Raw genomic sequence first — 26,093 nt, 5'->3', positions numbered from 1 at the left:
CTCTCTTTGGCGCGGCTCTGGCGCACTCCTGTACACAGCTCTACCGAAGAGTGCCCCCTGCCGAGCGCCAATGGCAAGCCGTGATCAGCCAAAGCAAACTAAAGTGAACGCAAGCACTCCCATGCAATGCAGCCATAGCAGGCGTCAACAGAGGTCATCATGAAAATCCGTGAACTCGCCCAGCACTGGGAACAGAATGCCGCCGGTACCCTCAGCCGCACGGGCCATGTATTGCATCTGGACCTGGAGTCCGAGGCGCGCCTGGCCGCGCTGATCGACATGTACCCCAAGCGCACCGCCGAGGAACTGCTCGGCGAACTGGTGGCGGCCGCACTCGAAGAGCTGGAAGCCAGCTTCCCCTATGTGCAGGGTCGCCAGGTCATCGCCACCGATGAAGAAGGTGACCCGCTGTACGAAGATGTCGGCTCTACTCCGCGCTTTCTGGCCCTCTCGCGACAGCACCTGCACAGCCTGAGCACCACCGACGACGATAGCGAAAGATAACCACCCGCACCACCGTTCCGGGCCTCGGCAAGGCCCGGAGTACCGCCTTTTCCTGCGAAAGTTCCAGGCAAATCGCGCTGACCGATCAGTCAGAAATAATTCCTCGTTTAGTGCACTTTTTTCTGAACCATTCCAAAAGCGGTCGAGTCGGAGCCAATAGCCATCACGCTAAAACCCTGCACACTGCCCTCGTGCACCGTTCAGCTGAAGCGCGCGGTTTTGTCAGGGAATAAGCGATGGACTGCTACGGACATCGTCGTAATCAGGAGTGATCCAATGGAACTGACCACCATGAAGACCCGCACTAGCAAACTGTCATCCACTCATGTGCGCGGGTTCAAGCTGGCCGCGCTGGCCCTGGGCAGTAGCCTGGTCCTGGCCGGCTGTGCGGGCAACCCGCCTACCGAGCAGTACGCAGTTACCCAATCCGCCGTGAACTCCGCCGTGAGCGCGGGTGGCACCGAGTTCGCCGCCGTGGAAATGAAAGCGGCCCAGGACAAGTTCAAGCAAGCCGAAATCGCCATGCACGACAAGAAGTACGACGAGGCCAAGCGCCTGGCCCAACAGGCCGAGTGGGACGCACGCCTCGCCGAACGCAAGGCCCAGGCGGCCAAGGCCCAGAAGGCCGTGCAGGATGCCCGTCAGGGCGTTCAGGACGTACGTGAGGAAGGCCTGCGCAGCGCTCAGTGAGCCCTGCCCCGCCAACCTTAGCCTTCGCACTCGATCAAAGGATGAACACTATGCGCAATTACGTCATGATTCCCGCCCTGCTGGCCCTCAGCGTTGGTCTTGCTGCCTGCTCGCACGACCCTAACGCCAACCTGGAGTCGGCCCGCACCAACTTCTCCTCGCTGCAGAGCGACCCGCAATCGAGCAAGGTCGCGGCACTGGAGACCAAGGACGCCCAGGACTGGCTGAACAAGGCCGACAAGGCCTACATGGACCGTGAAGACGAGAAGAAGGTCGACCAACTGGCCTATCTGACCAACCAGCGCGTTGAAGTGGCCAAGCAGACCATTGCCCTGCGCACCGCCGAAGGCGAGCTGAAAAATGCCTCGGCCCAACGCGCCCAGGCCAAGCTGGATGCCCGCGACGCCCAGATCGCCAAGCTGCAGGACAGCCTCAACGCCAAGCAGACCGACCGCGGTACGCTGGTGACCTTCGGCGACGTGCTGTTCGACTTCAACAAGGCCGAACTCAAGAGCAACGCCTACCCGAACGTCACCAAGCTGGCCCAGTTCCTCCAGGAAAACCCGGAGCGCAAGGTGATTGTCGAGGGCTACACCGACAGCGTCGGCTCGGCCAACTACAACCAGACCCTGTCCGAGCGCCGCGCCAACAGCGTACGCATGGCACTGGTACGTGCCGGCGTAGATCCGGCGCGCATCGTCTCCCAGGGCTATGGCAAGGAGTACCCGGTAGCGGACAACGGCAGCAACTCGGGCCGTGCGCAAAACCGTCGCGTGGAGGTAACCATCTCCAACGACAACCAGCCAGTGGCACCCCGTTCGGTGAGCCAGGTTCAGCGGTAAGGCTGGCTAGCTGAAAAGAAAGCCCCGCGCTCGACGCGGGGCTTTTTTTTGCCTGTACCGGCCTCTTCGCGGGCACGCCCGCGAAGAGGCCGGTACAGGCAGTAGGGATAATGGCTCACTTCACCTGCTGCGGGGTTTCCTCGCCCATGCAGCGCACCGCACGCTTGCGGTTGTCCACCAGCACGCCGGTCAGGCCTTTCTGCTCGGTGTCGAACAACACCAGCACGCCATCGACGCACTGGGCCACTTGCGGCGCCGGGTCCAGCGAAACCTTGTAGTCCTCGCCCGGGATGGTCTTGAGCATGGTGAAGTCCTGCAGCAACAGGGCATCCTCGGGTTTGGCGAAATGCAGGTAACCGTAGTACCACAAGGCCCCCACCGTCACGATGATGCTGCCGACGCCGGTCAGGATCAGCGGGATGGCGTTGCGTTCTTCACTCATTGCTTGTTCTTCTCGTCAGGGAAATTGGGCACTTCGGCAAGCCGCCGCAGGCCGTTGAAATGGCTAGGGTCGTCGAGGAAACGCAGCATCACCTGGCGCCATGTGGGGTCGGCGAAGGTCTGCACGTGGCCACCGCGGGTCAGTTGCAGCACCCGCGGCGGTGGCGCGTGCTGGTACAGGCGGATGCCGTTGTCCATCGGCACCAGGTTGTCGTCAATGCTATGGAAAAACAGCTTGGGCGGGCTGCTCAGTTGCTCGATCGAACGGATTGCACTGTCACCGTCCGGCACCAGCCACGACAGCGGCACCTGCAACGGCCAGGTCATCCACGACGTGCTGAGGGCAAAGCGCCCGACTGAACGGTAACTGGCCGGCACGCCATCGAACACCAGGGCACTGAAGCGCTGGCGCTGCTCGGGGTGGGCCGCCAGGTAGTGAATGGCCATGGCCCCTCCAAGGCTTTGCCCCAGCAGCACCAGGGGCTTGCCCTTTACCTCGGGCGCCTGGTCCAGCCAGGCCATGGCGGCGGCGATATCTTCGTACACCTCTGGCAGGCTTGGCGCCCCCTGCGACAGGCCATAACCGCGGTAATCGATCATCAGCACCTGATAGCCCTGCTCCGGCAGCCAGTAGCTGCCACCCAAGTGCCCCGGCAGGTTGCCGCCGTTGCCGTGCAAGTGCAGTACCGTACCTTTGACCTCGACCCCGACCTTGGCCGGCAACCACCAACCGTGCAGGCGGATGCCATCAGTTGTGGTCAACGTTACATCGCGGTACGCCAGCTTGGCCCGCTCAGGCGTAAAGGCCTGACCACGCTCGGGGTAGAACAGCAGGCTGCTGCAGCCGCCAAGGCCCAGCAGGACCAAGCCCAGGGCCAGCAGGCGGCAGCACTCAGAGAATGTTCGCGTAGTCGGCTTCAATACGGTCCAGGCTCAGGTGGTTGAGGAAGTTGGAGAAGCACATCCAGGCCGACAGCGCGTTAAGGTCGCGGAACTGCTCGGGCAAGTACTTGGGCGGCGCAACCAGGCCCTCCTCCACCAGCTGGCGCAAGGTACGCATGTCTTCCAGGGTGGTCTTGCCACAGAACAGCAACGGGATCTGTTCGAGCTTGCCCTTCTTCACGGCCAACTGAATGTAGTTGTAAACCATGATGAAGCCCTTGAGGTAGGACAAGTCCTTGGTGAATGGCAGGCCATTGGGCACCGAACCGCGGAACACCCGGCTGGCGTTGCTGTAGCTCTGCGCCATCTCGAAGCCTTGCCCACGGAAAAAATCGAACACCTGGAGGAAATCGGCGCCCTCCTCGACCATGTGGATGGCGCGAGTGCGGTTGGTGAGCTTGCGCAGGCGGCTGGGGTAGGAGGCGAAGGCAATCACTTCCATGAGGATGGCCAGGCCTTCCTGGGTCACCGTCGACGAGGGCGGGCCCTTGGCCAAGAAGGTGCAGATCGGCTGGTTCAGGCCATTGAGCGTGGTACCGACATGCACCAGCCCCTCGTGCACCTCCAGGGCGCGCACGTCGCGGGCGTTGAACATGGCATCGGCGCGCACCTTGATGTAGTCGGCACCGGCCGCGGCATCGGCGACGATACCGTCGGACTCGAACACGCGGATGGTTCCCTCGGCCTCGCCGAACACCTTGTTCAGCCGGCGCTGGAGGATCTCCACCGCCTCTTTGGCGGTGAGGTTCTTCGGTTCGTCCTTCAGGTCGCCACGGCCATCGATATTGTTGAGGTAATCCGACAGCATCAGACCGAGGTCGGCCAGGGTCGGGTCACCGGCATGGAAGGCATCGGAGGCAGCGCCATACAGTTCCTGGGAGATCAGGCCGAAGTCCTCGGTCCCGCGCGCTTCGAGCATGCGCACCACCATGCGGTACTCGCGGCACATGCGCTTCATGATCTGCCCGACCGGGTTGAACTGACCTAGCTGGCGGATGATGTCACGCTCGATGCCCTGGAACTCGGCCTTCACCGCGCCGGAGTCGAACGATAGCGGGCGCGACTGGTAATAGGCACGGTCGACGGCCGGCGGCTCTTTGCCCTTGGCTTTGAGGAAGCCCTGACGAATGTTTTCGTCCCATTTAACCGCGTCCAGGACCCGGATCGGGGTCTGCGCCGCAACGATGCGGTCGGACAGGGCACGGATGGTTTGCTGGTATTCGTCCAACGGGGACTCCTTATCTGTCTCGGCCTCGGTCCCTGTAGGAGCAGCCTTGTGCTGCGAAGAGGCCTCTATCGGCAGCAAATATCTGTTGTCTTACCTGCCCTTTCGCAGCACAAGGCTGCTCCTACCGGGATCGCATTGCAATTTCAAACCATGAAAAGGCCGGCACAGGTAACTACTTGCCAGTACGCTGGAACCGCGCCACTTCGACGAACAGGTCGGAGTTGGCCGGGTCGTCCAGGTACGCCAGCACCCGCGCCGAGGGGCTATCGATCAGCACGCCGTCGCCGTTGTCTTCAGGCACCTCGGTGCTGCGCCCGGTCAGTTCCTTCTTGTCCACCGCCTGCTGCACCTGCTCGACATCCAGGTTGTAGACCACCAGCTCCTTGCCCTCGACGATGTCGAAACCGCCGATCAGGAAGTTGCCCCCCAGTCGTTTGGGCACTCCGGCCGACAGGTACCAGCGGTTGCCGTGGCGCGACACGGTGAACACGTACTCCTCAGGGGCCTTGCCCTTGGCCGTGGCCACCGCCTTGTAGGCACCGCCACCGCTGCGGCTGATGGTCAGCTTCAACGGCTCGCCCCAGGCGTCCTTGCTGCTCCACTTGCCGAGCAGCGCCTTGGGCGCCGCCTGGTTGCTGGGCAAGGGCTCATGGAAGGTCACCAGACAACCGCCCAGCAGCAGGAATGACAGAGTCAACAACACCACACGCCAGGCTTTCATCAGGTTCTCCTTGAAAAATCGGTCTCGGCTCAGGCCGATGCCAGCACCAGCTGCAGGTATCGGGTAAGCATAGCGAGCATCTGCCCATCGGCTTGCGCGTTCGCATCCTTGAGCAGGCCCTGATATTCCATCTGCTCGATAATCGCCGTCAACATCTGGGCGTCCTGTTCTGGTTGTCGCGACCCCACCACCTGCAGCAATTGACGGGTGCCGTGCAGCAGGATCTGCTCGTGGGCACGCACCAGCTCAGCCAGGCGTGGGCACAGCAGCGCCTCTTGGCGGAAGGCCTGTTCGGCCATCAGGAAGTCGCGGCGGTTCAGCAGTTGCCGCTGAACATAGTCAGCAGTCATGCGCGCCACTTCGTCAGCCAGCCGCGCCCGTGCCGCCGGGCTGCCGTCACCCTGGGCCAGCAACTGGCGCAGTACCACTTCCGTGTTGGCCCACAACTTGGCCATGTAGGCGGCACTACGCTCGACATACTGGGCGAAGGTATCGGTGAGCAGGTCCTCGATGTCCTTGAAGTAGTAGGTGGTGGCCGACAGCGGCACAGCGGCCTCGGCGGCCACCGCACGGTGGCGCACACCGCGCACGCCATCGCGCACGACGATACGCATGGCGGCGTCGAGGATCAGCTGGCGGCGCTGTTCGCTGCCTTGGCGGGCAGTCTTGCGGCCTTGGTATTGCACGTTTTCGGCGACGGCGGTAGCGATGCCGGCGGCGCCTTGATCAGGCATGGCGGGTGTCACGGGGGATACCTCACGGTTCAAGTCATCTGCGGCCTGCACTGGCCGGCGATGGAGCCAGTACAGACAACATAAAGCTTCAGGCAAGAAAAAGCCGCCTCGAAAGGCGGCTTGTTCAATTCACTCAGGCCTGTGGACGCATGTGCGGGAACAGGATCACGTCGCGGATCGACGGCGAGTTGGTCAGCAACATGACCAGGCGGTCGATGCCGATGCCTTCACCGGCGGTCGGCGGCATGCCGTACTCCAGCGCACGCACGAAGTCGGCGTCGTAGTGCATGGCCTCGTCGTCACCAGCGTCCTTCTCGGCCACCTGGGCCAGGAAGCGCTCGGCCTGGTCTTCGGCATCGTTGAGCTCGGAGTAGGCGTTGGCGATTTCGCGGCCACCGATGAACAGCTCGAAGCGGTCGGTAACGGCCGGGTTGTCGTCGTTGCGACGAGCCAGCGGCGACACTTCGAACGGGTACTCGGTGATGAAGTGAGGCTGCTCCAGCTTGTGCTCGACCAGCTCTTCGAAAATCATCACCTGCAGCTTGCCCAGGCCTTCGTGGCCCAGCACCTTGGCACCGGCCTTCTTGGCGATGTCCCGGGCGCGGTCAACGTCCTGCAGGTCGGCAGCGGTCAGTTCCGGGTTGTACTTGAGGATCGAGTCGAACACCGACAGGCGCACGAACGGCTCGCCGAAGTGGAACACCTTGTCGCCGTAAGGCACGTCGGTGCTGCCCAGTACCAACTGCGCCAGCTCGCGGAACAGTTCCTCGGTGAGGTCCATGTTGTCGTTGTAGTCGGCGTAGGCCTGGTAAAACTCGAGCATGGTGAATTCGGGGTTATGACGCGTCGAAACACCTTCGTTACGGAAGTTGCGGTTGATCTCGAACACTTTCTCAAAGCCACCCACCACCAGGCGCTTGAGGTACAGCTCCGGCGCGATACGCAGGAACATGGCCATGTCCAGGGCATTGTGGTGGGTTTCGAACGGCTTGGCAGCGGCGCCGCCCGGGATGGTCTGCAGCATCGGCGTCTCGACTTCGAGGAAGTCACGCTCGATGAGGAACTTGCGAATGTGCGAGATAACCTGCGAACGCACACGGAAGGTGTGGCGGGTTTCTTCGTTGACCATCAGGTCGACGTAACGCTGGCGGTAGCGCTGTTCGGTGTCGGTCAGGCCGTGGTGCTTGTCGGGCAGCGGGCGCAGCGACTTGGTCAGCAGGCGCACGTTGGTCATTTCGACGTACAGGTCACCCTTGCCGGAACGTGCCAGGGTGCCTTCGGCGCTGATGATGTCGCCCAGGTCCCAGGTCTTGACTGCGGCCAGGGTTTCTTCCGACAGGGTCTTGCGGTTGACGTAGACCTGGATGCGACCGGTCATGTCCTGGATAACCATGAACGAGCCACGGTTGAGCATGATACGGCCGGCAACCTTGACCGGAATCGCGGCTGCTTCCAGCTCTTCCTTGGTCTTGTCCGCGTACTGTTTCTGCAGGTCGTTGCAGTAGCTGTCGCGACGGAAGTCGTTGGGGAAGGCGTTGCCTTTGGCGCGCTCGGCGGCAAGTTTTTCCTTGCGCAGGGCGATCAGGGCATTTTCTTCCTGTTGCAGGTCTTGCGAGTCGGTCTTGAGGTCGCTCATGTCGTCACATCTTCCATCAGGGAATTCATTGCCCTCGCCCGCAGGCGAGGGTCTTTCAGCAGGAGTGAAGCTTACAGGCCCTGTTTCAGGCTGGCTTCCAGGTATTCGTCGATATCACCGTCGAGCACCTTGTTGCAGTCGCTGCGTTCAACGTTGGTACGCAGGTCCTTGATACGCGACGCGTCGAGCACGTACGAGCGGATCTGGTGACCCCAGCCGATGTCCGACTTGCTGTCTTCCAGCGCTTGCGAAGCGGCGTTGCGCTTCTGCATTTCCAGCTCGTACAACTTGGCCCGCAGCATTTTCATGGCGGTGTCCTTGTTGGCGTGCTGGGAGCGTTCGTTCTGGCAAGCCACCACGGTGTTGGTCGGCACGTGGGTGATACGTACCGCGGAGTCGGTGGTGTTCACGTGCTGACCACCGGCGCCCGAGGAGCGGTAGGTGTCGATACGCAGGTCGGACGGGTTGATGTCGATCTCGACCTTGTCGTCGATCTCGGGCGACACGAACACCGCCGAGAACGAGGTGTGACGACGGGCGCCGGAGTCGAACGGGCTCTTGCGCACCAGGCGGTGCACGCCGATCTCGGTGCGCAGCCAGCCAAAGGCGTACTCGCCCTTGATGTGCACGGTAGCGCCTTTGATGCCGGCGACTTCACCTTCGGAAAGCTCGATGATGGTGGCGTCGAAACCGCGCTTGTCGGCCCAGCGCAGGTACATGCGCAACAGAATGTTGGCCCAGTCCTGGGCTTCGGTGCCGCCGGAACCGGCCTGGATGTCCAGGTAGGCGTTGTTCATGTCCATCTCGCCGCTGAACATGCGGCGGAACTCAAGCTTCGCCAGGGCTTCTTCCAGGCGCTGCAGCTCGGCGGTCACGTCCTCGACAGCGGCTTCGTCTTTTTCTTCGACGGCCATGTCCAGCAAGTCGCGGCAGTCGTTCAGGCCACCGGACAGTTCATCCAGGGTTTCGACGATCTGCTTCAGGGCAGCGAGCTCGCGGCCCAGCTCCTGGGCGTATTCGGGCTTGTTCCAGACGTTTGGGTCTTCCAGCTCGCGATTGACTTCGATCAGGCGGTCATGCTTGTGATCGTAGTCAAAGATACCCCCGAATGGACTGGGAACGCTCGGTGAGGTCCTTGATGGTGTTCAGAATCGGTTGGATTTCCATGGGCGCGCGGCTCTCGTACGAATTCGGTGAAAAGCCCGCGAGTATAACCGAGTCCGCAGCACGGCGGCAGACCCGCCGGGCGGTCACATTCGTATAGCCTGTCAGCGGGCACTGCAGGAGCGGCACTGTGTCAGGCGATACCCACCTGGTTACGCCCGCTGTTCTTGGCCTGGTACAAGCCTTTGTCCGCCGCCGAAATCAGCTGCCGGCAGTGGCTGCCGACGGCCGGGGTCTGGGTGGCCAGGCCGATGCTCACGGTCAGGTGTGAGTCGGCCACCGGGGCGCTGTGCGGGATGCCAAGGCCGAGAACGGTCTGACGCAGCTTTTCAGCCACCAGGCGTGCCCCGCCTGGCGAGGTGTTGGGCAGCACCAGGGCAAACTCCTCGCCACCATAGCGGGCCGGCAGGTCGGTCGGCCGCGAGCATGAGCCACGGATCGCCTCGGCCACCTGGCGCAAGGCCTCGTCGCCGGCCAGGTGACCGAAGCTGTCGTTGTAGGCCTTGAAATAGTCCACATCGATCATCAGCAACGACAACTGCTGCTGTTCACGCATGGCGCGGCGCCACTCCAGCTCCAGGTATTCGTCGAAGTGACGGCGGTTGGACAGCCCGGTCAGGCCATCGGAGTTCATCAGCCGCTGCAGCATCAGGTTGGAGTCGAGCAACTGCTGCTGGCTGACGCGCAGGGCGCGGTAAGCCTCGTCGCGTTGCAGCAGGGTAAGGTAGGAGCGCGAATGGTAGCGAATGCGCGCTACCAGTTCGATGGTGTCCGGCAGCTTGACCAGGTAATCGTTGGCCCCGGCGGCAAACGCCGCGCTTTTGACCAGCGGGTCTTCCTTGGTCGACAGTACGATGATCGGGATGTCCTGGGTGGCCGGGTTGTTGCGGTATTCGCGTACCAGGGTCAAGCCGTCCAGGCCAGGCATGATCAGGTCCTGGAGGATAACCGTGGGCTTGATGCGCATGGCCTGGACCACCGCCTGGTGCGGGTCGGCACAGAAGTGGAAGTCGATGTTGTCTTCATTGGCCAGACCACGCCGCACCGCCTCGCCGATCATGGCCTGGTCGTCGACCAGCAGCACCATCGCCGAGTTTTCGTTGGTGGTGGCAAAACCTTCGATCGGTAAGTCATTCATACCTGTTCACCCGATCACTGCCGTTCTGGCGGCGTGATTCAATACATTTCGTCATTTTGCGAAAAAGTCCATCAAGCGCCCGGCGATGCGTTCCAGCGGGCGAATTTCCACTGCGGCATCGATTGCCGCGGCGGCCTTGGGCATGCCGTACACTGCGCTGCTGGCCTGGTCCTGGGCAATGGTCAGAAAGCCCTGCTGACGCATCAGCTTCAGGCCCTGGGCGCCGTCGCGCCCCATGCCGGTGAGCAGCACGCCCACCGCATCGCCATTCCAGTAACGTGCCACGCTCTCAAAGAACACATCGATCGAGGGCCGGTAGATTTCATTGACAGGTTCGGCAGTGTAGGCCAGTTGGCCATTTTGTAGCAGGCGAATGTGGTGGTTGGTGCCGGCCAGCAATACCTGGCCCGGCTGCGGCGGCTCGCCTTCACGGGCCAGGCGCACCGGCAGGCCGGCTGCGCTGCTGAGCCACTCTGCCATGCCGGCAGCAAACACCTGGTCCACATGCTGAACCAGTACGATGGCCGCCGGAAACGCTGCAGGCAAGCCCTTGAGCAGCACTTCGAGGGCTGCCGGGCCACCCGCCGACGAACCGATCGCCACCAGCCCGCGACGCTGCGAGGCCTCACGCAGCGGTGTGGCCACCGGCCTTGCCGCTGGCGTGCGCTGCTGGCCGACCAACCAGCCGATATTGAGGATTTTACGCAGCAGTGGCGCCGCCGCTTCGCGGGCATCCCCAGCGCCCAGTGCCGGGGTGTCGACCACGTCGAGGGCGCCATGGCCCATGGCCTCGAACACGCGGTGCACGTTCTGTTGGCGGTCCACCGTGACGATGACGATGGCGCACGGGGTTTCGGCCATGATCCGCCGGGTGGCCTCCACGCCGTCCATCACCGGCATGATCAGGTCCATCAGGATCAGGTCCGGCAGTTGCTCGGCGCAACGCTGCACCGCCTCGGCGCCATTGCTGGCCACCCACACCACCTGGTGTGCGGGCTCGAAGGCAACCGCCCGGCGCAGGGCCTCGACAGCCATGGGCATGTCATTGACGATGGCGATCTTCATCCTTGAGCACCTCCGATCAGCTCGACTACAGCCTCCAGCAACGCATCGTCGTGGAAACTGGCTTTCGCCAAATAGTAGTCGGCGCCAGCATCCAGGCCACGCCGTCGGTCTTCCTCACGGTCTTTGTAGGACACCACCATCACCGGCAGCGATTGCAGGCGCTGATCGCGACGCACCAGGGTGACCAGTTCGATGCCGTCCATGCGTGGCATGTCGATGTCAGTGATCAGCAGATCGAAGTCCTCACTGCGCAGGGCGTTCCAGCCGTCCATGCCATCTACCGCAACCGCCACATCGTAGCCACGGTTGCCCAGCAGCTTGCGTTGCAGCTCGCGCACGGTCAGCGAATCGTCGACCACCAGGATGCGCTTGCGCACCACACCACGAGCGCCGCTGCTTCCGCGTTCGACGCGTTCCAGGCTGCCGGTACTGAGCAGTTTCTCCACCGAACGCAGCAGGTCTTCGACATCGACGATCAACACCACCGAGCCGTCATCGAGCAAGGCGCCGGAAGAAATGTCCTGCACCTTGCCTAGCCGTGAGTCGAGCGGCATCACAACCAGTACCCGCTCACCTATCAGCCGCTCCACGGCCACGCCGTACAGCTGCTCGCGCTCACGGATCACCACCACCCGCAGGCTGCCGTCTTGCGCCTGGCCGGCAGGCCGGTTCAACAACTGGCTGGCCGCCACCAGGCCGATAAGCCGGCCTTCGTGCCAGAAATGCTGGCGCCCTTCGATCTGCACGATCTGCTCGGTGGTCACTTCCAGCGTGCGTTCGATGTGGGCAAGCGGGAAGGCATAGGCCTCGCCACCCACCTCGATCACCAGGCTGCGCACCACCGACAGGGTCAATGGCACCTGCAGATGGAAGCGACAGCCCTGCCCCGCCACCTGGGTCAGCTCGATGGAGCCGCGTAGCTCGCGGATCATGTGTTGCACCGCATCCAGCCCCACGCCGCGCCCAGACACCTCGGTGACCTTGTCGCGCAGGCTGAAGCCGGGCAGGAACAAGAACGTCAGCAGTTCTGCATCACTCATCCGCGCCACCGTGTCGGCAGGCGACAGGGCGCGCTCGACGATGCTGCTGCGCAAGCGCTCCAGGTCGATGCCGGCACCATCGTCGATCAGTTCCAGGCTGAGCATGCCGGCCTGGTGCGAGGCGCGCAGGCGAATCACGCCTTCCTCTGGCTTGCCCGCCAGCAGGCGACGCTCCGGCAGCTCGATGCCGTGGTCAACCGCGTTGCGCAGCAGGTGGGTCAGCGGTGCTTCAAGCTTTTCCAGCACATCGCGGTCGACCTGGGTCTTTTCCCCCTCTACCGCCAGCTGTACCGGTTTGCCCAGCGAGCGGCCAAGGTCTCGGACCATACGGCTCTGGCCGGTCAGCACATCGGCGAACGGCCGCATTCGGCAGGCCAGGGCGGTGTCGTACAACAACTGTGCACGCTGGCTGGCCTGCCAGCCGAATTCGTCCAGATCGGCGGCCTGCTGCTGCAGGATCTGCTGGGTTTCGGCCAGCAGACGCTGGGTTTGTGCCAGGGCTTCGAGCACCTCGCTGTCCTGGCCACTGTCCTCCAACTGCATGCGCAGGCCATCAAGCGCCTGCATACCCTGGCCATGCATGCGCTTGAGCCGCTGCAAGGTGGCCAGGTAAGGTTTGAGCCGCTGGGTTTCCACCAGCGACTTGCTGGACAGGTCGAGCAGGCTGTTGAGGCGGTCGGCGGTGACCCGCAGCACCCGCTCGGCACCTTCGCCGCCGCGTTTGCCGGCCTTGCGGCGCGGGGCAGGTTCGGGGTCGGACTCCAAAGCATCAAGTGGCAACGCCATAGGCTCGGCTGGCAAGGTTGCCAGCGGCAAGTCTGGCAGCACGGGCACTGACGGCGGCGGGGCAGGCATGGCCGCAGCCCTTGGGTCGAGCAGGCTGGCCATTTGCGCCAGGAACACGGGCAGGGTCGCCTGCGCCCCGACGTCGCCGGGTGTGGCGATACGCATCAGCAGGTCGGTGCCTTGCAACAGCGCGTCGATGTGCTCGGCACTCAGGCGCAAGCGGCCCTCCTGTGCCGCCACCAGGCAGTCTTCCATGACGTGGGCGACGCTGACGCCGGCATCCACCCCAACGATGCGCGCCGCGCCCTTCAGCGAGTGGGCGGCGCGCATGCAAGCCTCAAGCTGGTCAGCCTGGGTAGGGTTGCGCTCCAGCGCCATCAGGCCGGCGCTGAGGACCTGGGTCTGCGCCTCTGCCTCCAGGCTGAACAGTTCGAGCAACGATGCGTCGCGCATTTGCTCTGGGGTCATGACAGGCTCCGCTGCACGGCAGACAGTAAGTGTTGATCGTCCAGCACCCGCACGCTGCGGCCGCGCCACTGCAGGACTGCGGCGGTAAAGCGCGTGGCGTCCTGGCCGCTGCCGAGCAGCAGTGGGTCTAGCCGGTGAATACCGTCGATTTCCTCAACGGCCATCACTACCGGCCCTCCCTCGGCCGCCAGAATCAGCATGCGTGGCATGGCCCGACCGCTGCGTTGCTCGGCGGTGTCGGCCTGCACACCCAGCAAGTCAGCCAGTGACAGGCACGGCACCAACGCACCGCGCACATTGGCAACCCCCTGCAGCAGCCGCGAGCGCTGATGCGGCAGCGAATGCACGGCCTGCATCGGGGCGATCTCGGCCAGGCTGGCGGTGGCCAGCGCCAGCCACTCTTCGCCCAGGCGGAACAGCAGCATGGAGCGGCCGGTGTTTTCCTCTACTGGCTGCGCCGGCGCAGCCTGGTGGTCCTGCATCAGCGCGTAGCGGTCAAGCAGCCGGGTGGCCGAAGCCGCATACACATCGCAGTTTCGGCAGTGGACATGCCGCTCCAGCAGCGGGCACTGCTTGTCGCCGTGGACGCCAATGCGGTTCCAGCAGTCGTCGATGTGCGCGTCATCTTCGGCCAGCAGTTGCATCGCCATTTCACCCTTCATCGTTCAGGCTCCCTGCCAACCCGTGCAGCGCGGTCCTGCAGGCGCCGGGCACCGGCCAGGTCACCCTGGGACGCCAACAAGGCCGCCAGGTGTACTAGCGCCTCGGGGTGCTGCGGCTCCAGGTACAGGGCTTTGCGATAATGGGTCAGCGCCTGCTGCGCATCGCCTTCGGTATCACTGAGCAGCCCTAGCCAGTAGTACACCTGCGCCGACGGCGCGAACTGGCCCAGGTAGCGCTGGCATTCGGCACGCGCCCGCTCGCTGGCGCCGGCGTTGGCAAGCCGGGCGATACTGGCCAGCAGCTCGCTCGCGTCCTCACGCGCACGCTCGCGGGCCGGCGCTGGCTTGGGCGCCATCGGCAATACACGCAGCGGGCGCGGCAGCGGCGCGCCGGGTGGCGGATAACCCGCCGTGGCCAGCGGCGGTACGGTGCGCCGTGCGGGTTCAGGTGCCACTGCCAACGGGACATTGCCACCTTCCTGGCGTACATAGGCAAACGACTGGGCGATCCCTAGCGGGCGCATGCCCAGCCGCGCCAGCAAGCTGCCTTCGGCCGGGCCGATGAACAGCACACCCTGCGGATGCAGCAGGCGCTTGAGCACCTCGAATACACGCTGCTGGGTAGGCACGTCAAAATAGATCAACAGGTTGCGACAGAACACGAAGTCGTACAGGCCGTCGCGGCTGGCCAGCGCGGGATCGAGCACATTGCCCACCTGCAGGCTGACTTGCTGCTGCACCCGACCGTGCAGGCGGTGGCCTTCATCGAGGGCATCGAAGTAGCGCTCGCGAAAGCCCAGGTTGCTGCCGCGAAACGCATTGCGCCCATACACGGCCTGCCCGGCCTTGGTCACCGAACTGGGGCTGATGTCCATGCCATCGATCAGAAACGCACCAGGCGCAATGCCCGCGTCGAGCAAGGCCATGGCCAGCGAATAGGGTTCCTCGCCGGTCGAGCATGGCAGGCTGAGCAGGCGCAGTGGGCGGGCCCCGGCCAGTTCGGCCAGGCGCTTGTGTGCCAGGCCGGCCAGGGCGGTAAAAGACTCCGGGTAGCGGAAAAACCAGGTTTCCGGAACGATCACCGACTCGATCAACGCCTGTTGCTCATCCGCCGACTGCTGCAGGCGCAGCCAGTAATGGTCCAGGTCGACGGCGCCCACGGCCACGCAACGCTGACGCAGCGCGCGCTCGACCATGGGCGCACCTACCGACTCAACATCCAGGCCGATGCGCTCGCGCAAGAAGCGGAAGAAACGCTGTTCGTTCATGTCGGCATCCCTGTCGGCTCATCCGTGTACAGCAGGTGGTGCACGGCATCAGGCAGCAGATCGTTGACTTCGATGCGCTGCAGCAGGCCCTGCTCATCCTGGCGTACCGGGCCCAGATACGGCGCTTCGCCGCTGTCCACGCCATAAGGCTGGAATTCCTCCGGGTGGCAACGCAGGGTCTCGGTGGCCTGCTCCAGGATCAGGCCGAGTTGCAGGCTGCCACGATAATGCACCAGCACCAGGCGCGTACTGGTGCGCTGCGCCGCCGGCTGGCCAAAACTCAGCGCGCCAAGGTCGATCACAGGAACCAGATGGCCACGATGGGCGAGGATGCCCGCGACCCAGGCAGGTGCCTGGGCAATCGGCTTGAGCGGCTGGCGCGGCAGCACCTCGATCACCTCGTGCACGCTAAGGGCAAAGCGCTGTTCCCTGAGGCGAAACTGCAGGTACAACGCGCCCTTGGCGTTGTGCGCGGATGCGGCGTGCGGTGGCAAGTCGTTCATCGCGTTCAGACTTTGAAACGCGACACGCCGCCACGCAGGCCGGCGGCCACCTGGCTCAGTTCATCGATGGCAAAGCTGGCCTGTCGCAGCGACTCGACGGTCTGGGTACTGGCATCGCTGAGCTGCGCCAGCGCCTGGTTGATCTGCTCCGCACCGGTGGCCTGGGCCTGCATGCCTTCGTTGACCATCAGCACACGCGGCGCCAGGGCCTGCACTTGGTGAATGATCTGGCTGAGCTGCTCGCCCACCTGCTGCACCTCGAACATGCCGCGGCGCACTTCTTCGGAAAACTTGTCCATGCCCATGACCCCGGCAGACACTGCGGACTGGATTTCACGCACCATCTGCTCGATGTCGTAGGTGGCCACGGCGGTCTGGTCGGCCAGGCGGCGCACTTCGGTGGCCACCACGGCAAAGCCACGGCCGTACTCGCCGGCCTTTTCCGCTTCGATGGCGGCGTTGAGCGACAGCAGGTTGGTCTGGTCGGCCACCTTGACGATGGTCACCACCATCTGGGTGATGTTGCTGGCCTTTTCGTTGAGGATACCGAGCTTGGCGTTGACCAGGTCGGCGGCGCCCATCACCTGGTGCATGGTCTCCTCCATGCGCGCCAGCCCCTGCTGGCCGGAGCCGGCCAGGCTGGAAGCCTGATCAGCGGCGGAGGTGACTTCGGTCATGGTACGCACCAGATCACGCGAAGTGGCGGCGATTTCCCGCGAGGTGGCGCCAATTTCGGTGGTGGTGGCGGCCGTTTCGGTGGCGGTGGCCTGCTGTTGCTTGGACGTGGCGGCAATTTCGGTAACCGACGTGGTCACCTGCACCGACGAGCGCTGGGCCTGGGCTACCAGGTTGGCCAGTGCTTCGGCCATTTCGTTGAAGCCGCTTTCGATGGCGCCGAACTCGTCCTTGCGGTCCAGGCTCAGGCGCATGCTCAGGTCACCCGAACGCAGCTTGTCGAGGGCATGGACAATGCGCTGCATGGGCGCGGTGATGGCGCGCATCAGCAACAGGCCGCAGATGCCGGCGGCGACGATTGCCAGCAGCAGCGATACCACCATGCTGCCCTTGGCCGTGCTGACGGCGCTGACGATCTCGTTGGTGGCGGTGTCGGCAGAGGCCCGATTGTGCTCGATCACTTCATTCAGGTGCTTGCGGCCATCTACCCAGGCCGGCGTCAGCACCTCGATGATCAGCCGTTCGGCTTCGGCGTAGTTGTGCTGACGGTATGTGTCCAGTACCTGACCGACGATCTTCATGTAGTTCTGTTCCAACTGCACGAAGCTGTCGAAGCGGGTCTGGTCGTCCTTGTCCTGGATGGTGGTCTGGTAGCTGGCCATGTGTTGCTTGAGCCGGTCCTCGAAGCTTTTGAACAGCTCCATGTCGGCCGAAGTGATTTCCCGGTGGTTGGACAGGCCCACCAGTTGCTGGCTGGTGACGTAGCTGTCGACCCAGGCGCTGCGGATCATCGAGCTGTAGTAGACCCCGGGAATGCTGTCGGTCCCCACTGCCTCCTCGGCGGTTTCGATGGCCACCAACCGCGAGTAGGCGGCCACGATCATCAGCAGCATGATGGCGATGATCACGGCGAAACTTGCCAGGATCCGTTGGCGCAAGGTCCAGTTTTTCACATTCAGCCCTCAGGAATTCTCAACGAGCGGGAAAAATCGCTGAAGTATAGCCCAGAGGCCTTACACATTTTCGGATGAAGTGAGGGGTAAACAGGCATCCCTGCTGATGGACATGCCATTTGTTTCGTAGATCATGAGCGCACCATGGCCCCTGTAGGAGCAGCCTTGCGCTGCGAAAGGGCCTGGATGATCAATGCTTCTGCATGGGCCTTCATGGCCTCTTCGCAGCACAAGGCTGCTCCTACAGGGAGCGCGCACGCCTGAATGAGTGATTACTGGCCAGCAGCAAGCCGTACCTGGCTTTCCAGTTCCTGACGCAGCGCCGGGTCCAAACGCAGCTGGCGGGCCAGTTCGTCCAGGTAGGAGCGCTCCATGAAGTTTTCCTGATCGACCATCATCACGCTGGCCAGGTACATCTCGGCGGCCATTTCTGGTGTTTGCGCGGCGCGGGCCACCTCGGCCGGGTCCAGCGGTTTGTTCAGCTCGGCATGCAGCCAGTGCTGCAGTTCACGGTCGCTGTCCAGGCGGGTAAATTCGCCCTCGATCAGCGCCCGTTCGCGCTCGTCGATATGGCCATCGGACTTGGCCGCCGCTACCAGCGCCCGCAGCACCGCCTGGCTATGCTGCTCGACCTGGGCAGGCGGCAGGCGGTCGACGGTTTGCGGTTCGGCTGCGGCCCCCTGCTGATTGGCCTGCCAGTTGCCGTAGGCTTTGTAGGCCAGCACACCCAGCGCAGCCAGGCCGCCGTAGGTCAGGGCCTTGCCGCCGTACTTGCGGGCTTTCTTGCTACCGAGCAGCAGGCCCAGGGCGCCCCCACCCAACAGGCCGCCACCGGCACCGGACAACAGCCCGCCAAGCCCACCGCCAGCGCCGCCGGACTTGTTGGCGCCCCCCTGTTTTTCGAGCATCTGCTGGCCGGATTTGAGGAGTTGATCAAGCAAGCCCCGAGTGTTCATTCATGTGTCTCCACGCAAGAAGATTCAACCGCCAGAGTAAGGCTTGGCAGAACGCACGCCATCGCGGATTTGCTTCCGGATGTTGCATTGGCTGGCAAAAAGCCAACTAGACTCGATATCGCCAATACCTCGCGCGATCGCACTACGCTTATAACAATTGCTTCACGGCTTGCTTGATGACTGCCCCGAACAAGATCTCCAAAAAGAGGGAACACCATGTCAGTGCTCAAGACCGCATTGCTCGGCGCCATGACCGGTGCCGTGCTGGCCAGCGCCAGCCTGCAGGCTGCCGAACCGCCCAAAGCCCTGGGGCCCGGCGAGGGGCGCCTGGATATCGTTGCCTGGCCCGGCTACATCGAGCGCGGTGAAAGCGACAAGGCCTACGACTGGGTGACCGGCTTCGAGAAGGAAACCGGCTGCAAGGTGAGTGTGAAGACCGCCGCCACCTCGGACGAGATGGTCAGCCTGATGACCAAGGGCGGTTATGACCTGGTCACCGCCTCGGGCGATGCCTCGCTGCGGCTGATCGTGGGCAAGCGCGTGCAGCCGATCAACACCACCCTGATCCCCAACTGGAAGAACATCGACCCGCGCCTGCAGAACGGTGGCTGGTACGTGGTCGACAAGCAGGTGTACGGCACCCCGTATCAGTGGGGGCCGAACGTGCTGCTGTACAACACCAACACCTTCAAGCAGGCCCCTACCAGCTGGGGTGTGGTGTTCGAGCCGCAGAACCTGCCCGACGGCAAGCCGAACAAAGGCCGCGTGCAGGCCTACGACGGGCCGATCTACATAGCCGACGCGGCGCTGTACCTGAAGTCGACCAAGCCCGAACTGGGCATCAAGGACCCCTACGAGCTGAACGAGGAGCAATACAAGGCCGTGCTGGAACTGCTGCGCCAGCAGCAACCGCTGATCCACCGTTACTGGCATGACGCCACGGTGCAGATGAGCGACGTGAAGAACGAAGGCGTGGTCGCCGCCAGTTCCTGGGGCTACATGGTCAATGGCCTGAAGGCCGAGAACCAGCCGGTGGCCTCGACCATTCCCAAGGAAGGCGCAACCGGCTGGGCCGACACCACCATGCTGCACAGCGAGGCCAAGCACCCCAACTGCGCCTACAAGTGGATGGACTGGTCGCTGCAACCTAAGGTGCAGGGTGACGTAGCGGCCTGGTTCGGCTCGTTGCCGGCGGTGCCGGCAGCGTGCACCGGCAGCGAACTGCTGGGCGCCGAGGGCTGCAAGACCAACGGGTTCGACAACTTCGACAAGATCGCCTTCTGGAAAACCCCGCAGGCCCAGGGGGGCAAGTTCGTGCCGTATAGCCGCTGGACCCAGGACTACATTGCGATCATGGGTGGGCGCTAAAAGTTACTTGGCCTGCCCTGGCGTGCCGGCGACAGGGCCAGGGCAGGCAATACATAGACAACTGAGTACTGCCTATGCCCCTAGCCGTCCAGTTCACCCAGGTTTCCCGCACCTTCGGCGAGGTCAAGGCTGTCGATCAGGTCAGCATCGACATCATCGATGGCGAATTCTTCTCCATGCTCGGCCCTTCCGGCTCGGGCAAGACCACCTGCCTGCGCCTGATCGCCGGCTTCGAACAACCCACCGGCGGTTCGATCCGTATCCACGGCATCGAAGCCGCTGGCGTGCCGCCCTACCAGCGCGACGTCAACACCGTGTTCCAGGACTACGCGCTGTTCCCGCACATGAACGTGCTGGACAACATCGCCTATGGCCTGAAAGTGAAAGGTGTGGCCAAGGCCGAGCGCCACGGCCGCGCCGAAGAAGCCCTGGCCATGGTGGCCCTGGCCGGCTATGGCGCGCGCAAGCCGGCGCAGCTGTCCGGCGGCCAACGCCAGCGTGTGGCCCTGGCCCGTGCCTTGGTCAACCGGCCACGGGTATTGCTGCTGGATGAACCCCTGGGCGCGCTGGACCTGAAGTTGCGCGAACAGATGCAGGGCGAGCTGAAAAAACTGCAGCGCCAACTGGGCATCACCTTCATCTTCGTCACCCACGACCAGACCGAGGCCCTGTCGATGTCCGACCGGGTCGCGGTGTTCAACCGCGGCCGTATCGAACAGGTCGACACCCCGCGCAACCTGTACATGAAGCCCGCTACCACCTTCGTCGCCGAATTCGTCGGCACCTCCAACGTAGTGCGTGGCGAGCTGGCCAAGCAGCTCAATGGCAGCCCGGCGCCCTTCTCCATCCGCCCCGAGCACATCCGCCTGGGCGAGCCGGTGGTGACCAGCCATGAAGTGCAGGTCAGCGGCTTGTTGCGCGATGTCCAGTACCAGGGCAGCGCCACACGCTTCGAGCTGCAACTGGAAAGCGGCCAGCTGTTGGCGGTGAGCCAGGCCAACGACCGCTGGCAGGCGCAGCCCCCAGCGTGGCAGCCCGGGCAACGGGTGCTGGCACATTGGCCCCGCGAGGCCATGACGGTGCTGCAGGAAACCGAGGCCCGCTGACATGAGCACACTGCGCAGCCTGTCCAACCTGCTGTACCGGCGCCCGAGCCTTTACCTCGCACTGCTGCTGGCCCCCCCGCTGACGTGGTTCGGCGCAATCTACCTGGGCTCGTTGCTGAACCTGCTGTGGCAAGGTTTCTACACTTTCGACGACTTCACCATGGCGGTGACCCCGGACCTGACCCTGGGCAACTTCGCCGCGCTGTTCAACCCGTCGAACTTCGACATCATCCTGCGCACCCTGGGCATGGCGGTGGCCGTATCATTGGCCAGCGCGGTACTGGCCTTCCCCATCGCCTACTACATGGCGCGCTTCACCAGCGGCAAGACCAAGGCGTTTTTCTACATCGCGGTGATGATGCCGATGTGGGCCAGCTACATCGTCAAAACCTATGCCTGGACCCTGCTGCTGGCAAAGGGCGGCGTCGCCCAGTGGTTCGTCCAGCAGTTGCACCTGGATGGCCTGCTGCAGGCGTTGCTGGCCGTGCCGGGCGTGGGCGGCAGCACGCTGTCGACTTCCCACCTGGGGCGCTTCATGGTGTTCGTGTACATCTGGCTGCCATTCATGATCCTGCCGATCCAGGCCTCGCTGGAGCGCCTGCCGCCTTCGCTGCTGCAAGCCTCGGCAGACCTTGGCGCACGGCCCGGGCAAACCTTCGTGCAGGTGATCCTGCCGCTTTCGATCCCAGGCATCGCCGCCGGCTCGATCTTCACCTTCTCGCTCACCCTGGGTGACTTCATCGTGCCGCAGCTGGTCGGCCCACCCGGTTACTTCATTGGCAGCATGGTCTATGCCCAGCAAGGGGCGATCGGCAACATGCCGATGGCCGCCGCGTTCACCCTGGTGCCCATCGCGCTGATTGCCGTGTACCTGTCCATCGTCAAGCGCCTGGGGGCCTTCGATGCACTCTGAAAAAGCTTCAACAGGGCTGCGACTGGCGGCCTGGGGCGGGCTGCTATTCCTGCACTTCCCGATCCTGATCATCTTCCTGTACGCCTTCAACACCGAAGACGCGGCGTTCAGCTTCCCGCCCAAGGGCTTTACCCTGAAATGGATCGGCGTGGCTTTCGCCCGGCCCGATGTACTGGAGGCGATCAAGCTGTCGCTGCAGGTGGCCTGCCTGGCCACGCTGATTGCCCTGGTGCTGGGCACACTGGCGTCGGTCGCGTTGTATCGGCGCAGCTTCTTCGGCAAAGAGAGCATTTCGCTGATGCTGATCCTGCCTATCGCCCTGCCCGGCATCATCACCGGCATCGCCCTGCTCTCGGCCTTCAAGTCCCTGGGGATAGAGCCCGGGGTGTTCACCATCGTGATCGGTCACGCCACGTTCTGCGTGGTGATCGTCTACAACAACGTGATCGCCCGCCTGCGGCGCACCTCGCAGAGCCTGATTGAAGCGTCGATGGATTTGGGCGCCGATGGCTGGCAGACCTTCCGCTACATCATCCTGCCCAACCTTGGCTCGGCACTGCTGGCCGGTGGCATGCTGGCTTTTGCCCTGTCGTTCGATGAAATCATCGTCACCACCTTCACCGCCGGCCACGAACGCACCCTGCCGATCTGGCTGTTGAACCAGCTCAGCCGCCCGCGCGACGTGCCGGTGACCAACGTGGTCGCCATGCTGGTGATGTTGGTGACCATGCTGCCAATCCTTGGCGCCTACTACCTGACCCGTGGCGGCGAGAGCGTCGCGGGCAGTGGCAAATGACCCTGGAGGAGTCCCCGATGCAAACGCAGATGCTGATCAACGGCCAACTGGTCGCTGGCCAAGGCCCGGCCTGGACCGTGCTCAACCCGGCGCTGGGAACCGCCCTGGCACAGATCAACGAAGCCACCGAAGCCCAGGTGGACAGCGCCGTGCGCGCCGCCGACCAGGCCTTCGACAGCTGGTCGCAAACCAGCCCCAAGGACCGCTCGCAAACCTTGCTGGCGCTGGCGGATGCCATCGAAGCCCATGGCGATGAACTGGCCCGGCTGGAATCGCAGAACTGCGGCAAGCCCCTGAGCGCCGCGCTGAACGATGAAATCCCGGCGATTGCCGACGTGTTCCGCTACTTCGCCGGTGCAGCGCGTTGCCTGGGGGGCTTGGCGGCGGGCGAGTACCTGCCCGGCCACACCTCGATGATCCGCCGCGACCCATTGGGCGTAGTTGCTTCCATCGCACCGTGGAACTATCCGCTGATGATGTTGGCGTGGAAGATCGCGCCGGCCCTGGCAGCCGGCAATACAGTGGTGATCAAACCCTCCGAACTGACCCCGCTGACCGCCTTGCGCCTGGGTGAACTGGCCCAGGATCTGCTGCCACCGGGCGTCCTCAACATTCTCTTTGGCCGCGGCCAGACCGTCGGCAACCCGCTGGTCAACCATCCCAAGGTGCGCATGGTGTCGCTGACCGGCTCCATCCCCACTGGTGCGCACATCATCAGCGCCACCGCCGACAGCGTGAAACGCATGCACATGGAGCTGGGTGGCAAGGCCCCGGTGCTGGTGTTCGACGACGCCGACATCGACGCTGCCATCGACGGCATCCGCACTTTCGGCTTCTACAACGCCGGCCAGGACTGCACCGCAGCCTGCCGCCTGTACGTGCAGGACGGCATCTACGAGCGCTTTGTCGAGCGCCTGGGTGAAGCCGTAGCCAGCCTCAAACCGGGCCTGCAGGAGGCCGAGGACACCGAGCTGGGGCCATTGATCAGTGCCCAGCACCGCGACAAGGTCGCAGGCCTTGTGCAGCGGGCCATCGCCCAACCGCACATTCGCCTGGTGACCGGCGGCAAGGCGATTGATGGCGATGGTTTCTTCTTCGAACCGACGGTGTTGGCCGATGCCCAGCAGGACGACGAGATCGTGCGCAACGAAGTGTTCGGCCCGGTGGTATCGGTCACCCGCTTCAAGGACGAAGCGCAGGCGCTGGAATGGGCAAACGACTCCAACTACGGCCTGGCCTCATCGGTCTGGACCCGCGACACCGGCCGCGCCCACCGCCTGGCGGCGCGCCTGCAGTATGGCTGCACCTGGGTGAATACCCACTTCATGCTGGTCAGCGAAATGCCCCATGGCGGGCAGAAGCATTCGGGGTATGGGAAGGATATGTCGATGTATGGGCTGGAGGACTACACCTGTGTGCGGCATGTGATGATCAAGCACTAAGCGCTCGCGTTGGCCGAGGGCCTCCAATGCCCCTCGGTCAACATCTCAGAATTTTCCTTCAACCGCGATCTACGTCCTCCTACTGCGCGCCCATTGAGCCTTTATGATTGGTATCATAATCTGATACCATTAATAATCATCAGCAAGCCACACTTGAAGCATTACTGAAAAGGCCGGTTCCCAAGACACTGGATTGGGCGCGAGTGGAGTCACTGCTGGTATCGCTGGGTGCAAGGGTCATAGAAGGAAGGGGGTCACGGGTTCGCTTTGAACTCAATGGAGCGGTGGCAACCTTCCACCGCCCTCATCCGGACAGGCACGCCAAGCCTTATCAACTGCGAGACGCCCGTCAGTTCATTGAGCAGGCAGGACTATTACCATGAATGTAATGACTTACCGCGGCTACGCCGCTCGTATCGAATACAGCGACGAAGACCAGTTGCTGATCGGCCATGTCGCAGGTATTCGCGACGTGATCGGTTTTCATGGCGAATCGATCAGTGAATTGCGTCAAGCATTTGAAGAGGCCGTTGACGATTATCTTGAGACTTGCGAACGCCTCGGGAGGGAGCCGCAGAAAACGTACTCCGGAAAGCTTAGCCTACGCCTTGAGCCTACCCTTCACGCCAGCGTGGCGGCCAAGGCAGAGCTGGCGGAAAAGAGCATCAACCAATGGGTCAGCGATATCCTCAGCAAGGCTGCCCATAACTGATTCGAGCTGCCAACACGGTCATTGTAGGAGCGCCCTTGCGTCGCGAAAGGGCTGCGAAGCGGCCCCAGAATTGTCAGCGGCGGAGCTGAAAAATCTGGGGCCGCTTCGCAGCCCTGTCGCGACACAAGGCCGCTCCTACAGGGACCGCGCAAGGGTTGGGTCAATCGCGCAGGTCGGACTCGTGAATCGGGTTGGCGCGGCTGGTCGCGCGTTGGTATTGCGCAGGCCAGGTGGCCTTGTTGCCGCCCAGGTCGTCGTCGGCGTGCAGTGGCCAGTACGGGTCACGCAGCAGCTCGCGGGCGAGGAAGATGAGGTCGGCCTGGCCGGTGCGCAGGATGTGCTCGGCCTGGGCCGGTTCGGTGATCATGCCCACGGTGCCGGTGGCAATTTCCGATTCCTTGCGCACGCGTTCAGCGAAGCGGGTCTGGTAGCCGGGGCCGGTGGGGATCTCGGCGTTTACCGAGGTGCCCCCAGAGGATACATCGATCAGGTCCACACCCAACCCTCGCAGGCGACGAGCCAGTTCGACGGTTTCATCCGGGTTCCAGCCGTCCTCCACCCAATCGGTTGCCGATACCCGCACCATCAGTGGCAACTCGGCAGGCCACACCTTGCGCACGGCCTCGACCACCTGCAGGGTCAGGCGGATGCGGTTTTCGAAACAACTGCCGTACTCGTCGCGGCGCTGGTTGCTTAAAGGTGACAGGAACTGATGCAACAGGTAGCCATGGGCTGCATGGATTTCCACCACCTTGAAACCGGCCTTCAAGGCGCGCGCGGTCGAGGCGACGAAGGCCGCGATCACATCCTGGATCTCGGCCGGGGTCAGCTCATGTGGCGGTGTGTGTTGCGGGTCGAACGCGATCTTCGACGGGCCTACTGGCTGCCAGCCGCCCTCTTCCAGCTTGACGCTGCCTTGCTTGCCCAACCATGGGCGGTAAGTGCTGGCCTTGCGCCCGGCATGGGCCAACTGGATGCCAGGTACGGCACCCTGGGCGGTAATGAAGCGGGTGATGCGTTGCAGCGGCGCTATCTGGGTGTCGTCCCACAGGCCGAGGTCTTCGGCGGTGATACGGCCATTGGCGGTCACCGCCACGGCTTCCGTGATCACCAAGCCCGCGCCACCAACGGCACGGCTGCCTAAATGGACAAGGTGCCAGTCGTTGGCCAGGCCATCGACGGCGGAATACTGGCACATCGGCGATACCGCGATGCGGTTGGGCAAGGTCAGCTGACGCAGGGTGTAAGGCTCGAGCAGCAGGCTCATGAGGGCACCTCCCAAGGACTCCAATGGTGATCCGGCCCGGACACTCAATTGCACGTCCCTGGCCCAGGTCCGG

Annotated in this window: 26 protein-coding genes; 10 read left to right on the top strand and 16 right to left on the bottom strand. The window is 63.5% G+C overall.

What is annotated here, in order from left to right; genetic code table 11:
* Nucleotides 1-159: 159 nt before the first annotated feature.
* From MRBLPB4O_RS05555 to MRBLPB4O_RS05545, 3 genes are all read left to right on the top strand, one after another.
* Nucleotides 160-504, top strand: coding sequence for a pilin assembly protein (locus MRBLPB4O_RS05555; RefSeq protein ID WP_341797741.1), 345 nt, complete (start codon nucleotides 160-162; stop codon nucleotides 502-504).
* Between the two features lie 276 nt (nucleotides 505-780).
* The gene (locus MRBLPB4O_RS05550; RefSeq protein WP_014592166.1) at nucleotides 781-1,194 is read left to right on the top strand and encodes a DUF4398 domain-containing protein; all 414 of its coding nucleotides are present in this window, start codon (nucleotides 781-783) and stop codon (nucleotides 1,192-1,194) included.
* A 50-nt stretch (nucleotides 1,195-1,244) separates the two neighbouring features.
* Nucleotides 1,245-2,036 (top strand): OmpA family protein, encoded by a 792-nt coding sequence (locus MRBLPB4O_RS05545; RefSeq protein ID WP_174369753.1) that lies wholly within the window; start codon nucleotides 1,245-1,247, stop codon nucleotides 2,034-2,036.
* A 115-nt stretch (nucleotides 2,037-2,151) separates the two neighbouring features.
* Here MRBLPB4O_RS05545 and MRBLPB4O_RS05540 read toward each other — a convergent pair whose 3' ends face one another.
* The 15 genes from MRBLPB4O_RS05540 to MRBLPB4O_RS05470 form a co-directional block, all read right to left on the bottom strand.
* Nucleotides 2,152-2,478 carry a hypothetical protein gene (locus tag MRBLPB4O_RS05540; RefSeq protein WP_016501197.1) on the bottom strand — a complete coding sequence of 109 codons (327 nt, stop codon included), beginning with the start codon at nucleotides 2,476-2,478 and terminating at the stop codon, nucleotides 2,152-2,154.
* Nucleotides 2,475-3,398 (bottom strand): alpha/beta hydrolase, encoded by a 924-nt coding sequence (locus MRBLPB4O_RS05535; RefSeq protein ID WP_341797740.1) that lies wholly within the window; start codon nucleotides 3,396-3,398, stop codon nucleotides 2,475-2,477. The genes MRBLPB4O_RS05540 and MRBLPB4O_RS05535 overlap by 4 nt, the downstream gene beginning before the upstream one ends.
* Nucleotides 3,370-4,647: a flavohemoglobin expression-modulating QEGLA motif protein gene (locus tag MRBLPB4O_RS05530; protein WP_341797739.1), complete on the bottom strand. Its 1,278-nt coding sequence runs from the start codon at nucleotides 4,645-4,647 to the stop codon at nucleotides 3,370-3,372. The genes MRBLPB4O_RS05535 and MRBLPB4O_RS05530 overlap by 29 nt, the downstream gene beginning before the upstream one ends.
* A gap of 172 nt (nucleotides 4,648-4,819) precedes the next feature.
* A complete protein-coding gene (locus MRBLPB4O_RS05525) occupies nucleotides 4,820-5,368 on the bottom strand; it encodes a hypothetical protein (RefSeq protein WP_016485172.1) in 549 nt (182 codons plus the stop codon).
* A 29-nt stretch (nucleotides 5,369-5,397) separates the two neighbouring features.
* On the bottom strand, nucleotides 5,398-6,102 hold the full coding sequence (locus MRBLPB4O_RS05520) for a TetR family transcriptional regulator (RefSeq protein ID WP_041167855.1): 705 nt from the start codon (nucleotides 6,100-6,102) through the stop codon (nucleotides 5,398-5,400).
* 133 nt (nucleotides 6,103-6,235) lie between these two features.
* Nucleotides 6,236-7,738 carry a lysine--tRNA ligase gene (gene lysS / locus MRBLPB4O_RS05515; RefSeq protein ID WP_341797738.1) on the bottom strand — a complete coding sequence of 501 codons (1,503 nt, stop codon included), beginning with the start codon at nucleotides 7,736-7,738 and terminating at the stop codon, nucleotides 6,236-6,238.
* 71 nt (nucleotides 7,739-7,809) lie between these two features.
* A protein-coding gene (prfB, locus tag MRBLPB4O_RS05510) for a peptide chain release factor 2 (protein WP_114942480.1) occupies nucleotides 7,810-8,905 on the bottom strand; the annotation gives its coding sequence in 2 pieces (ribosomal slippage) (nucleotides 7,810-8,832 and nucleotides 8,834-8,905; 1,095 coding nt in all).
* Between the two features lie 130 nt (nucleotides 8,906-9,035).
* On the bottom strand, nucleotides 9,036-10,040 hold the full coding sequence (wspR, locus tag MRBLPB4O_RS05505) for a Wsp signal transduction system regulator diguanylate cyclase WspR (protein WP_043203418.1): 1,005 nt from the start codon (nucleotides 10,038-10,040) through the stop codon (nucleotides 9,036-9,038).
* Between the two features lie 51 nt (nucleotides 10,041-10,091).
* On the bottom strand, nucleotides 10,092-11,105 hold the full coding sequence (gene wspF, locus MRBLPB4O_RS05500) for a Wsp signal transduction system protein-glutamate methylesterase WspF (RefSeq protein WP_043203417.1): 1,014 nt from the start codon (nucleotides 11,103-11,105) through the stop codon (nucleotides 10,092-10,094).
* Complete coding sequence (locus MRBLPB4O_RS05495) at nucleotides 11,102-13,399, bottom strand: hybrid sensor histidine kinase/response regulator (RefSeq protein ID WP_341797737.1); 2,298 nt, start codon at nucleotides 13,397-13,399, stop codon at nucleotides 11,102-11,104. Before MRBLPB4O_RS05495 ends, wspF begins: the two co-directional genes overlap by 4 nt.
* Nucleotides 13,396-14,061, bottom strand: a complete 666-nt coding sequence (locus tag MRBLPB4O_RS05490; protein WP_016501207.1) for a chemotaxis protein CheW — start codon at nucleotides 14,059-14,061, stop codon at nucleotides 13,396-13,398. Before MRBLPB4O_RS05490 ends, MRBLPB4O_RS05495 begins: the two co-directional genes overlap by 4 nt.
* Nucleotides 14,058-15,329: a CheR family methyltransferase gene (locus MRBLPB4O_RS05485; protein ID WP_341797736.1), complete on the bottom strand. Its 1,272-nt coding sequence runs from the start codon at nucleotides 15,327-15,329 to the stop codon at nucleotides 14,058-14,060. Before MRBLPB4O_RS05485 ends, MRBLPB4O_RS05490 begins: the two co-directional genes overlap by 4 nt.
* Nucleotides 15,326-15,832 (bottom strand): chemotaxis protein CheW, encoded by a 507-nt coding sequence (locus MRBLPB4O_RS05480; protein ID WP_341797735.1) that lies wholly within the window; start codon nucleotides 15,830-15,832, stop codon nucleotides 15,326-15,328. Before MRBLPB4O_RS05480 ends, MRBLPB4O_RS05485 begins: the two co-directional genes overlap by 4 nt.
* Nucleotides 15,833-15,837: 5 nt before the next feature.
* On the bottom strand, nucleotides 15,838-17,460 hold the full coding sequence (locus tag MRBLPB4O_RS05475; protein WP_341797734.1) for a methyl-accepting chemotaxis protein: 1,623 nt from the start codon (nucleotides 17,458-17,460) through the stop codon (nucleotides 15,838-15,840).
* A 272-nt stretch (nucleotides 17,461-17,732) separates the two neighbouring features.
* A complete protein-coding gene (locus MRBLPB4O_RS05470) occupies nucleotides 17,733-18,416 on the bottom strand; it encodes a tellurite resistance TerB family protein (RefSeq protein WP_341797733.1) in 684 nt (227 codons plus the stop codon).
* A gap of 216 nt (nucleotides 18,417-18,632) precedes the next feature.
* On the opposite strand from MRBLPB4O_RS05470, the gene ydcS reads away from it, so the two are divergent.
* From ydcS to MRBLPB4O_RS05435, 7 genes are all read left to right on the top strand, one after another.
* Entirely contained in the window at nucleotides 18,633-19,784 is a 1,152-nt protein-coding gene (ydcS, locus tag MRBLPB4O_RS05465; protein ID WP_341797732.1) for a putative ABC transporter substrate-binding protein YdcS, read from the top strand.
* 74 nt (nucleotides 19,785-19,858) lie between these two features.
* The gene (locus tag MRBLPB4O_RS05460) at nucleotides 19,859-20,890 is read left to right on the top strand and encodes an ABC transporter ATP-binding protein (RefSeq protein ID WP_341797731.1); all 1,032 of its coding nucleotides are present in this window, start codon (nucleotides 19,859-19,861) and stop codon (nucleotides 20,888-20,890) included.
* 1 nt (nucleotide 20,891) lies between these two features.
* Nucleotides 20,892-21,803, top strand: coding sequence for an ABC transporter permease (locus MRBLPB4O_RS05455; protein ID WP_341797730.1), 912 nt, complete (start codon nucleotides 20,892-20,894; stop codon nucleotides 21,801-21,803).
* Entirely contained in the window at nucleotides 21,793-22,599 is an 807-nt protein-coding gene (locus MRBLPB4O_RS05450) for an ABC transporter permease (protein WP_063426516.1), read from the top strand. The genes MRBLPB4O_RS05455 and MRBLPB4O_RS05450 overlap by 11 nt, the downstream gene beginning before the upstream one ends.
* A gap of 17 nt (nucleotides 22,600-22,616) precedes the next feature.
* Entirely contained in the window at nucleotides 22,617-24,041 is a 1,425-nt protein-coding gene (locus tag MRBLPB4O_RS05445) for a gamma-aminobutyraldehyde dehydrogenase (protein ID WP_341797729.1), read from the top strand.
* Nucleotides 24,042-24,169: 128 nt separating this feature from the next.
* On the top strand, nucleotides 24,170-24,424 hold the full coding sequence (locus MRBLPB4O_RS05440) for a type II toxin-antitoxin system HicA family toxin (protein ID WP_174369763.1): 255 nt from the start codon (nucleotides 24,170-24,172) through the stop codon (nucleotides 24,422-24,424).
* Nucleotides 24,421-24,753 carry a type II toxin-antitoxin system HicB family antitoxin gene (locus MRBLPB4O_RS05435; protein ID WP_341797728.1) on the top strand — a complete coding sequence of 111 codons (333 nt, stop codon included), beginning with the start codon at nucleotides 24,421-24,423 and terminating at the stop codon, nucleotides 24,751-24,753. The genes MRBLPB4O_RS05440 and MRBLPB4O_RS05435 overlap by 4 nt, the downstream gene beginning before the upstream one ends.
* Nucleotides 24,754-24,913: 160 nt before the next feature.
* Here MRBLPB4O_RS05435 and MRBLPB4O_RS05430 read toward each other — a convergent pair whose 3' ends face one another.
* A complete protein-coding gene (locus MRBLPB4O_RS05430; protein WP_341797727.1) occupies nucleotides 24,914-26,020 on the bottom strand; it encodes an NADH:flavin oxidoreductase/NADH oxidase in 1,107 nt (368 codons plus the stop codon).
* Between the last annotated feature and the right edge of the window lie 73 nt (nucleotides 26,021-26,093).

The sequence above is a fragment of the Pseudomonas sp. LPB4.O genome (genome assembly GCF_038383825.1).
Classification (GTDB): Bacteria; Pseudomonadota; Gammaproteobacteria; order Pseudomonadales; family Pseudomonadaceae; genus Aquipseudomonas; species Aquipseudomonas putida.
Note: the sequence above shows the minus strand (reverse complement) of the source record. Positions and strands in the feature narration are given on the sequence as shown.

Bases quoted from the DNA above. Each gene is read 5' to 3' on its own strand.
- MRBLPB4O_RS05555 (WP_341797741.1), top strand. From the start codon at position 160: ATGAAAATCCGTGAACTCGCCCAGCACTGGGAACAGAATGCCGCCGGT.
- MRBLPB4O_RS05550 (WP_014592166.1), top strand. From the start codon at position 781: ATGGAACTGACCACCATGAAGACCCGCACTAGCAAACTGTCATCCACT.
- MRBLPB4O_RS05545 (WP_174369753.1), top strand. From the start codon at position 1,245: ATGCGCAATTACGTCATGATTCCCGCCCTGCTGGCCCTCAGCGTTGGT.
- MRBLPB4O_RS05540 (WP_016501197.1), bottom strand. From the start codon at position 2,478: ATGAGTGAAGAACGCAACGCCATCCCGCTGATCCTGACCGGCGTCGGC.
- MRBLPB4O_RS05525 (WP_016485172.1), bottom strand. From the start codon at position 5,368: ATGAAAGCCTGGCGTGTGGTGTTGTTGACTCTGTCATTCCTGCTGCTG.
- MRBLPB4O_RS05520 (WP_041167855.1), bottom strand. From the start codon at position 6,102: ATGCCTGATCAAGGCGCCGCCGGCATCGCTACCGCCGTCGCCGAAAAC.
- lysS (WP_341797738.1), bottom strand. From the start codon at position 7,738: ATGAGCGACCTCAAGACCGACTCGCAAGACCTGCAACAGGAAGAAAAT.
- wspR (WP_043203418.1), bottom strand. From the start codon at position 10,040: ATGAATGACTTACCGATCGAAGGTTTTGCCACCACCAACGAAAACTCG.
- wspF (WP_043203417.1), bottom strand. From the start codon at position 11,105: ATGAAGATCGCCATCGTCAATGACATGCCCATGGCTGTCGAGGCCCTG.
- MRBLPB4O_RS05495 (WP_341797737.1), bottom strand. From the start codon at position 13,399: ATGACCCCAGAGCAAATGCGCGACGCATCGTTGCTCGAACTGTTCAGC.
- MRBLPB4O_RS05490 (WP_016501207.1), bottom strand. From the start codon at position 14,061: ATGAAGGGTGAAATGGCGATGCAACTGCTGGCCGAAGATGACGCGCAC.
- MRBLPB4O_RS05485 (WP_341797736.1), bottom strand. From the start codon at position 15,329: ATGAACGAACAGCGTTTCTTCCGCTTCTTGCGCGAGCGCATCGGCCTG.
- MRBLPB4O_RS05480 (WP_341797735.1), bottom strand. From the start codon at position 15,832: ATGAACGACTTGCCACCGCACGCCGCATCCGCGCACAACGCCAAGGGC.
- MRBLPB4O_RS05470 (WP_341797733.1), bottom strand. From the start codon at position 18,416: ATGAACACTCGGGGCTTGCTTGATCAACTCCTCAAATCCGGCCAGCAG.
- ydcS (WP_341797732.1), top strand. From the start codon at position 18,633: ATGTCAGTGCTCAAGACCGCATTGCTCGGCGCCATGACCGGTGCCGTG.
- MRBLPB4O_RS05460 (WP_341797731.1), top strand. From the start codon at position 19,859: ATGCCCCTAGCCGTCCAGTTCACCCAGGTTTCCCGCACCTTCGGCGAG.
- MRBLPB4O_RS05455 (WP_341797730.1), top strand. From the start codon at position 20,892: ATGAGCACACTGCGCAGCCTGTCCAACCTGCTGTACCGGCGCCCGAGC.
- MRBLPB4O_RS05450 (WP_063426516.1), top strand. From the start codon at position 21,793: ATGCACTCTGAAAAAGCTTCAACAGGGCTGCGACTGGCGGCCTGGGGC.
- MRBLPB4O_RS05445 (WP_341797729.1), top strand. From the start codon at position 22,617: ATGCAAACGCAGATGCTGATCAACGGCCAACTGGTCGCTGGCCAAGGC.
- MRBLPB4O_RS05435 (WP_341797728.1), top strand. From the start codon at position 24,421: ATGAATGTAATGACTTACCGCGGCTACGCCGCTCGTATCGAATACAGC.
- MRBLPB4O_RS05430 (WP_341797727.1), bottom strand. From the start codon at position 26,020: ATGAGCCTGCTGCTCGAGCCTTACACCCTGCGTCAGCTGACCTTGCCC.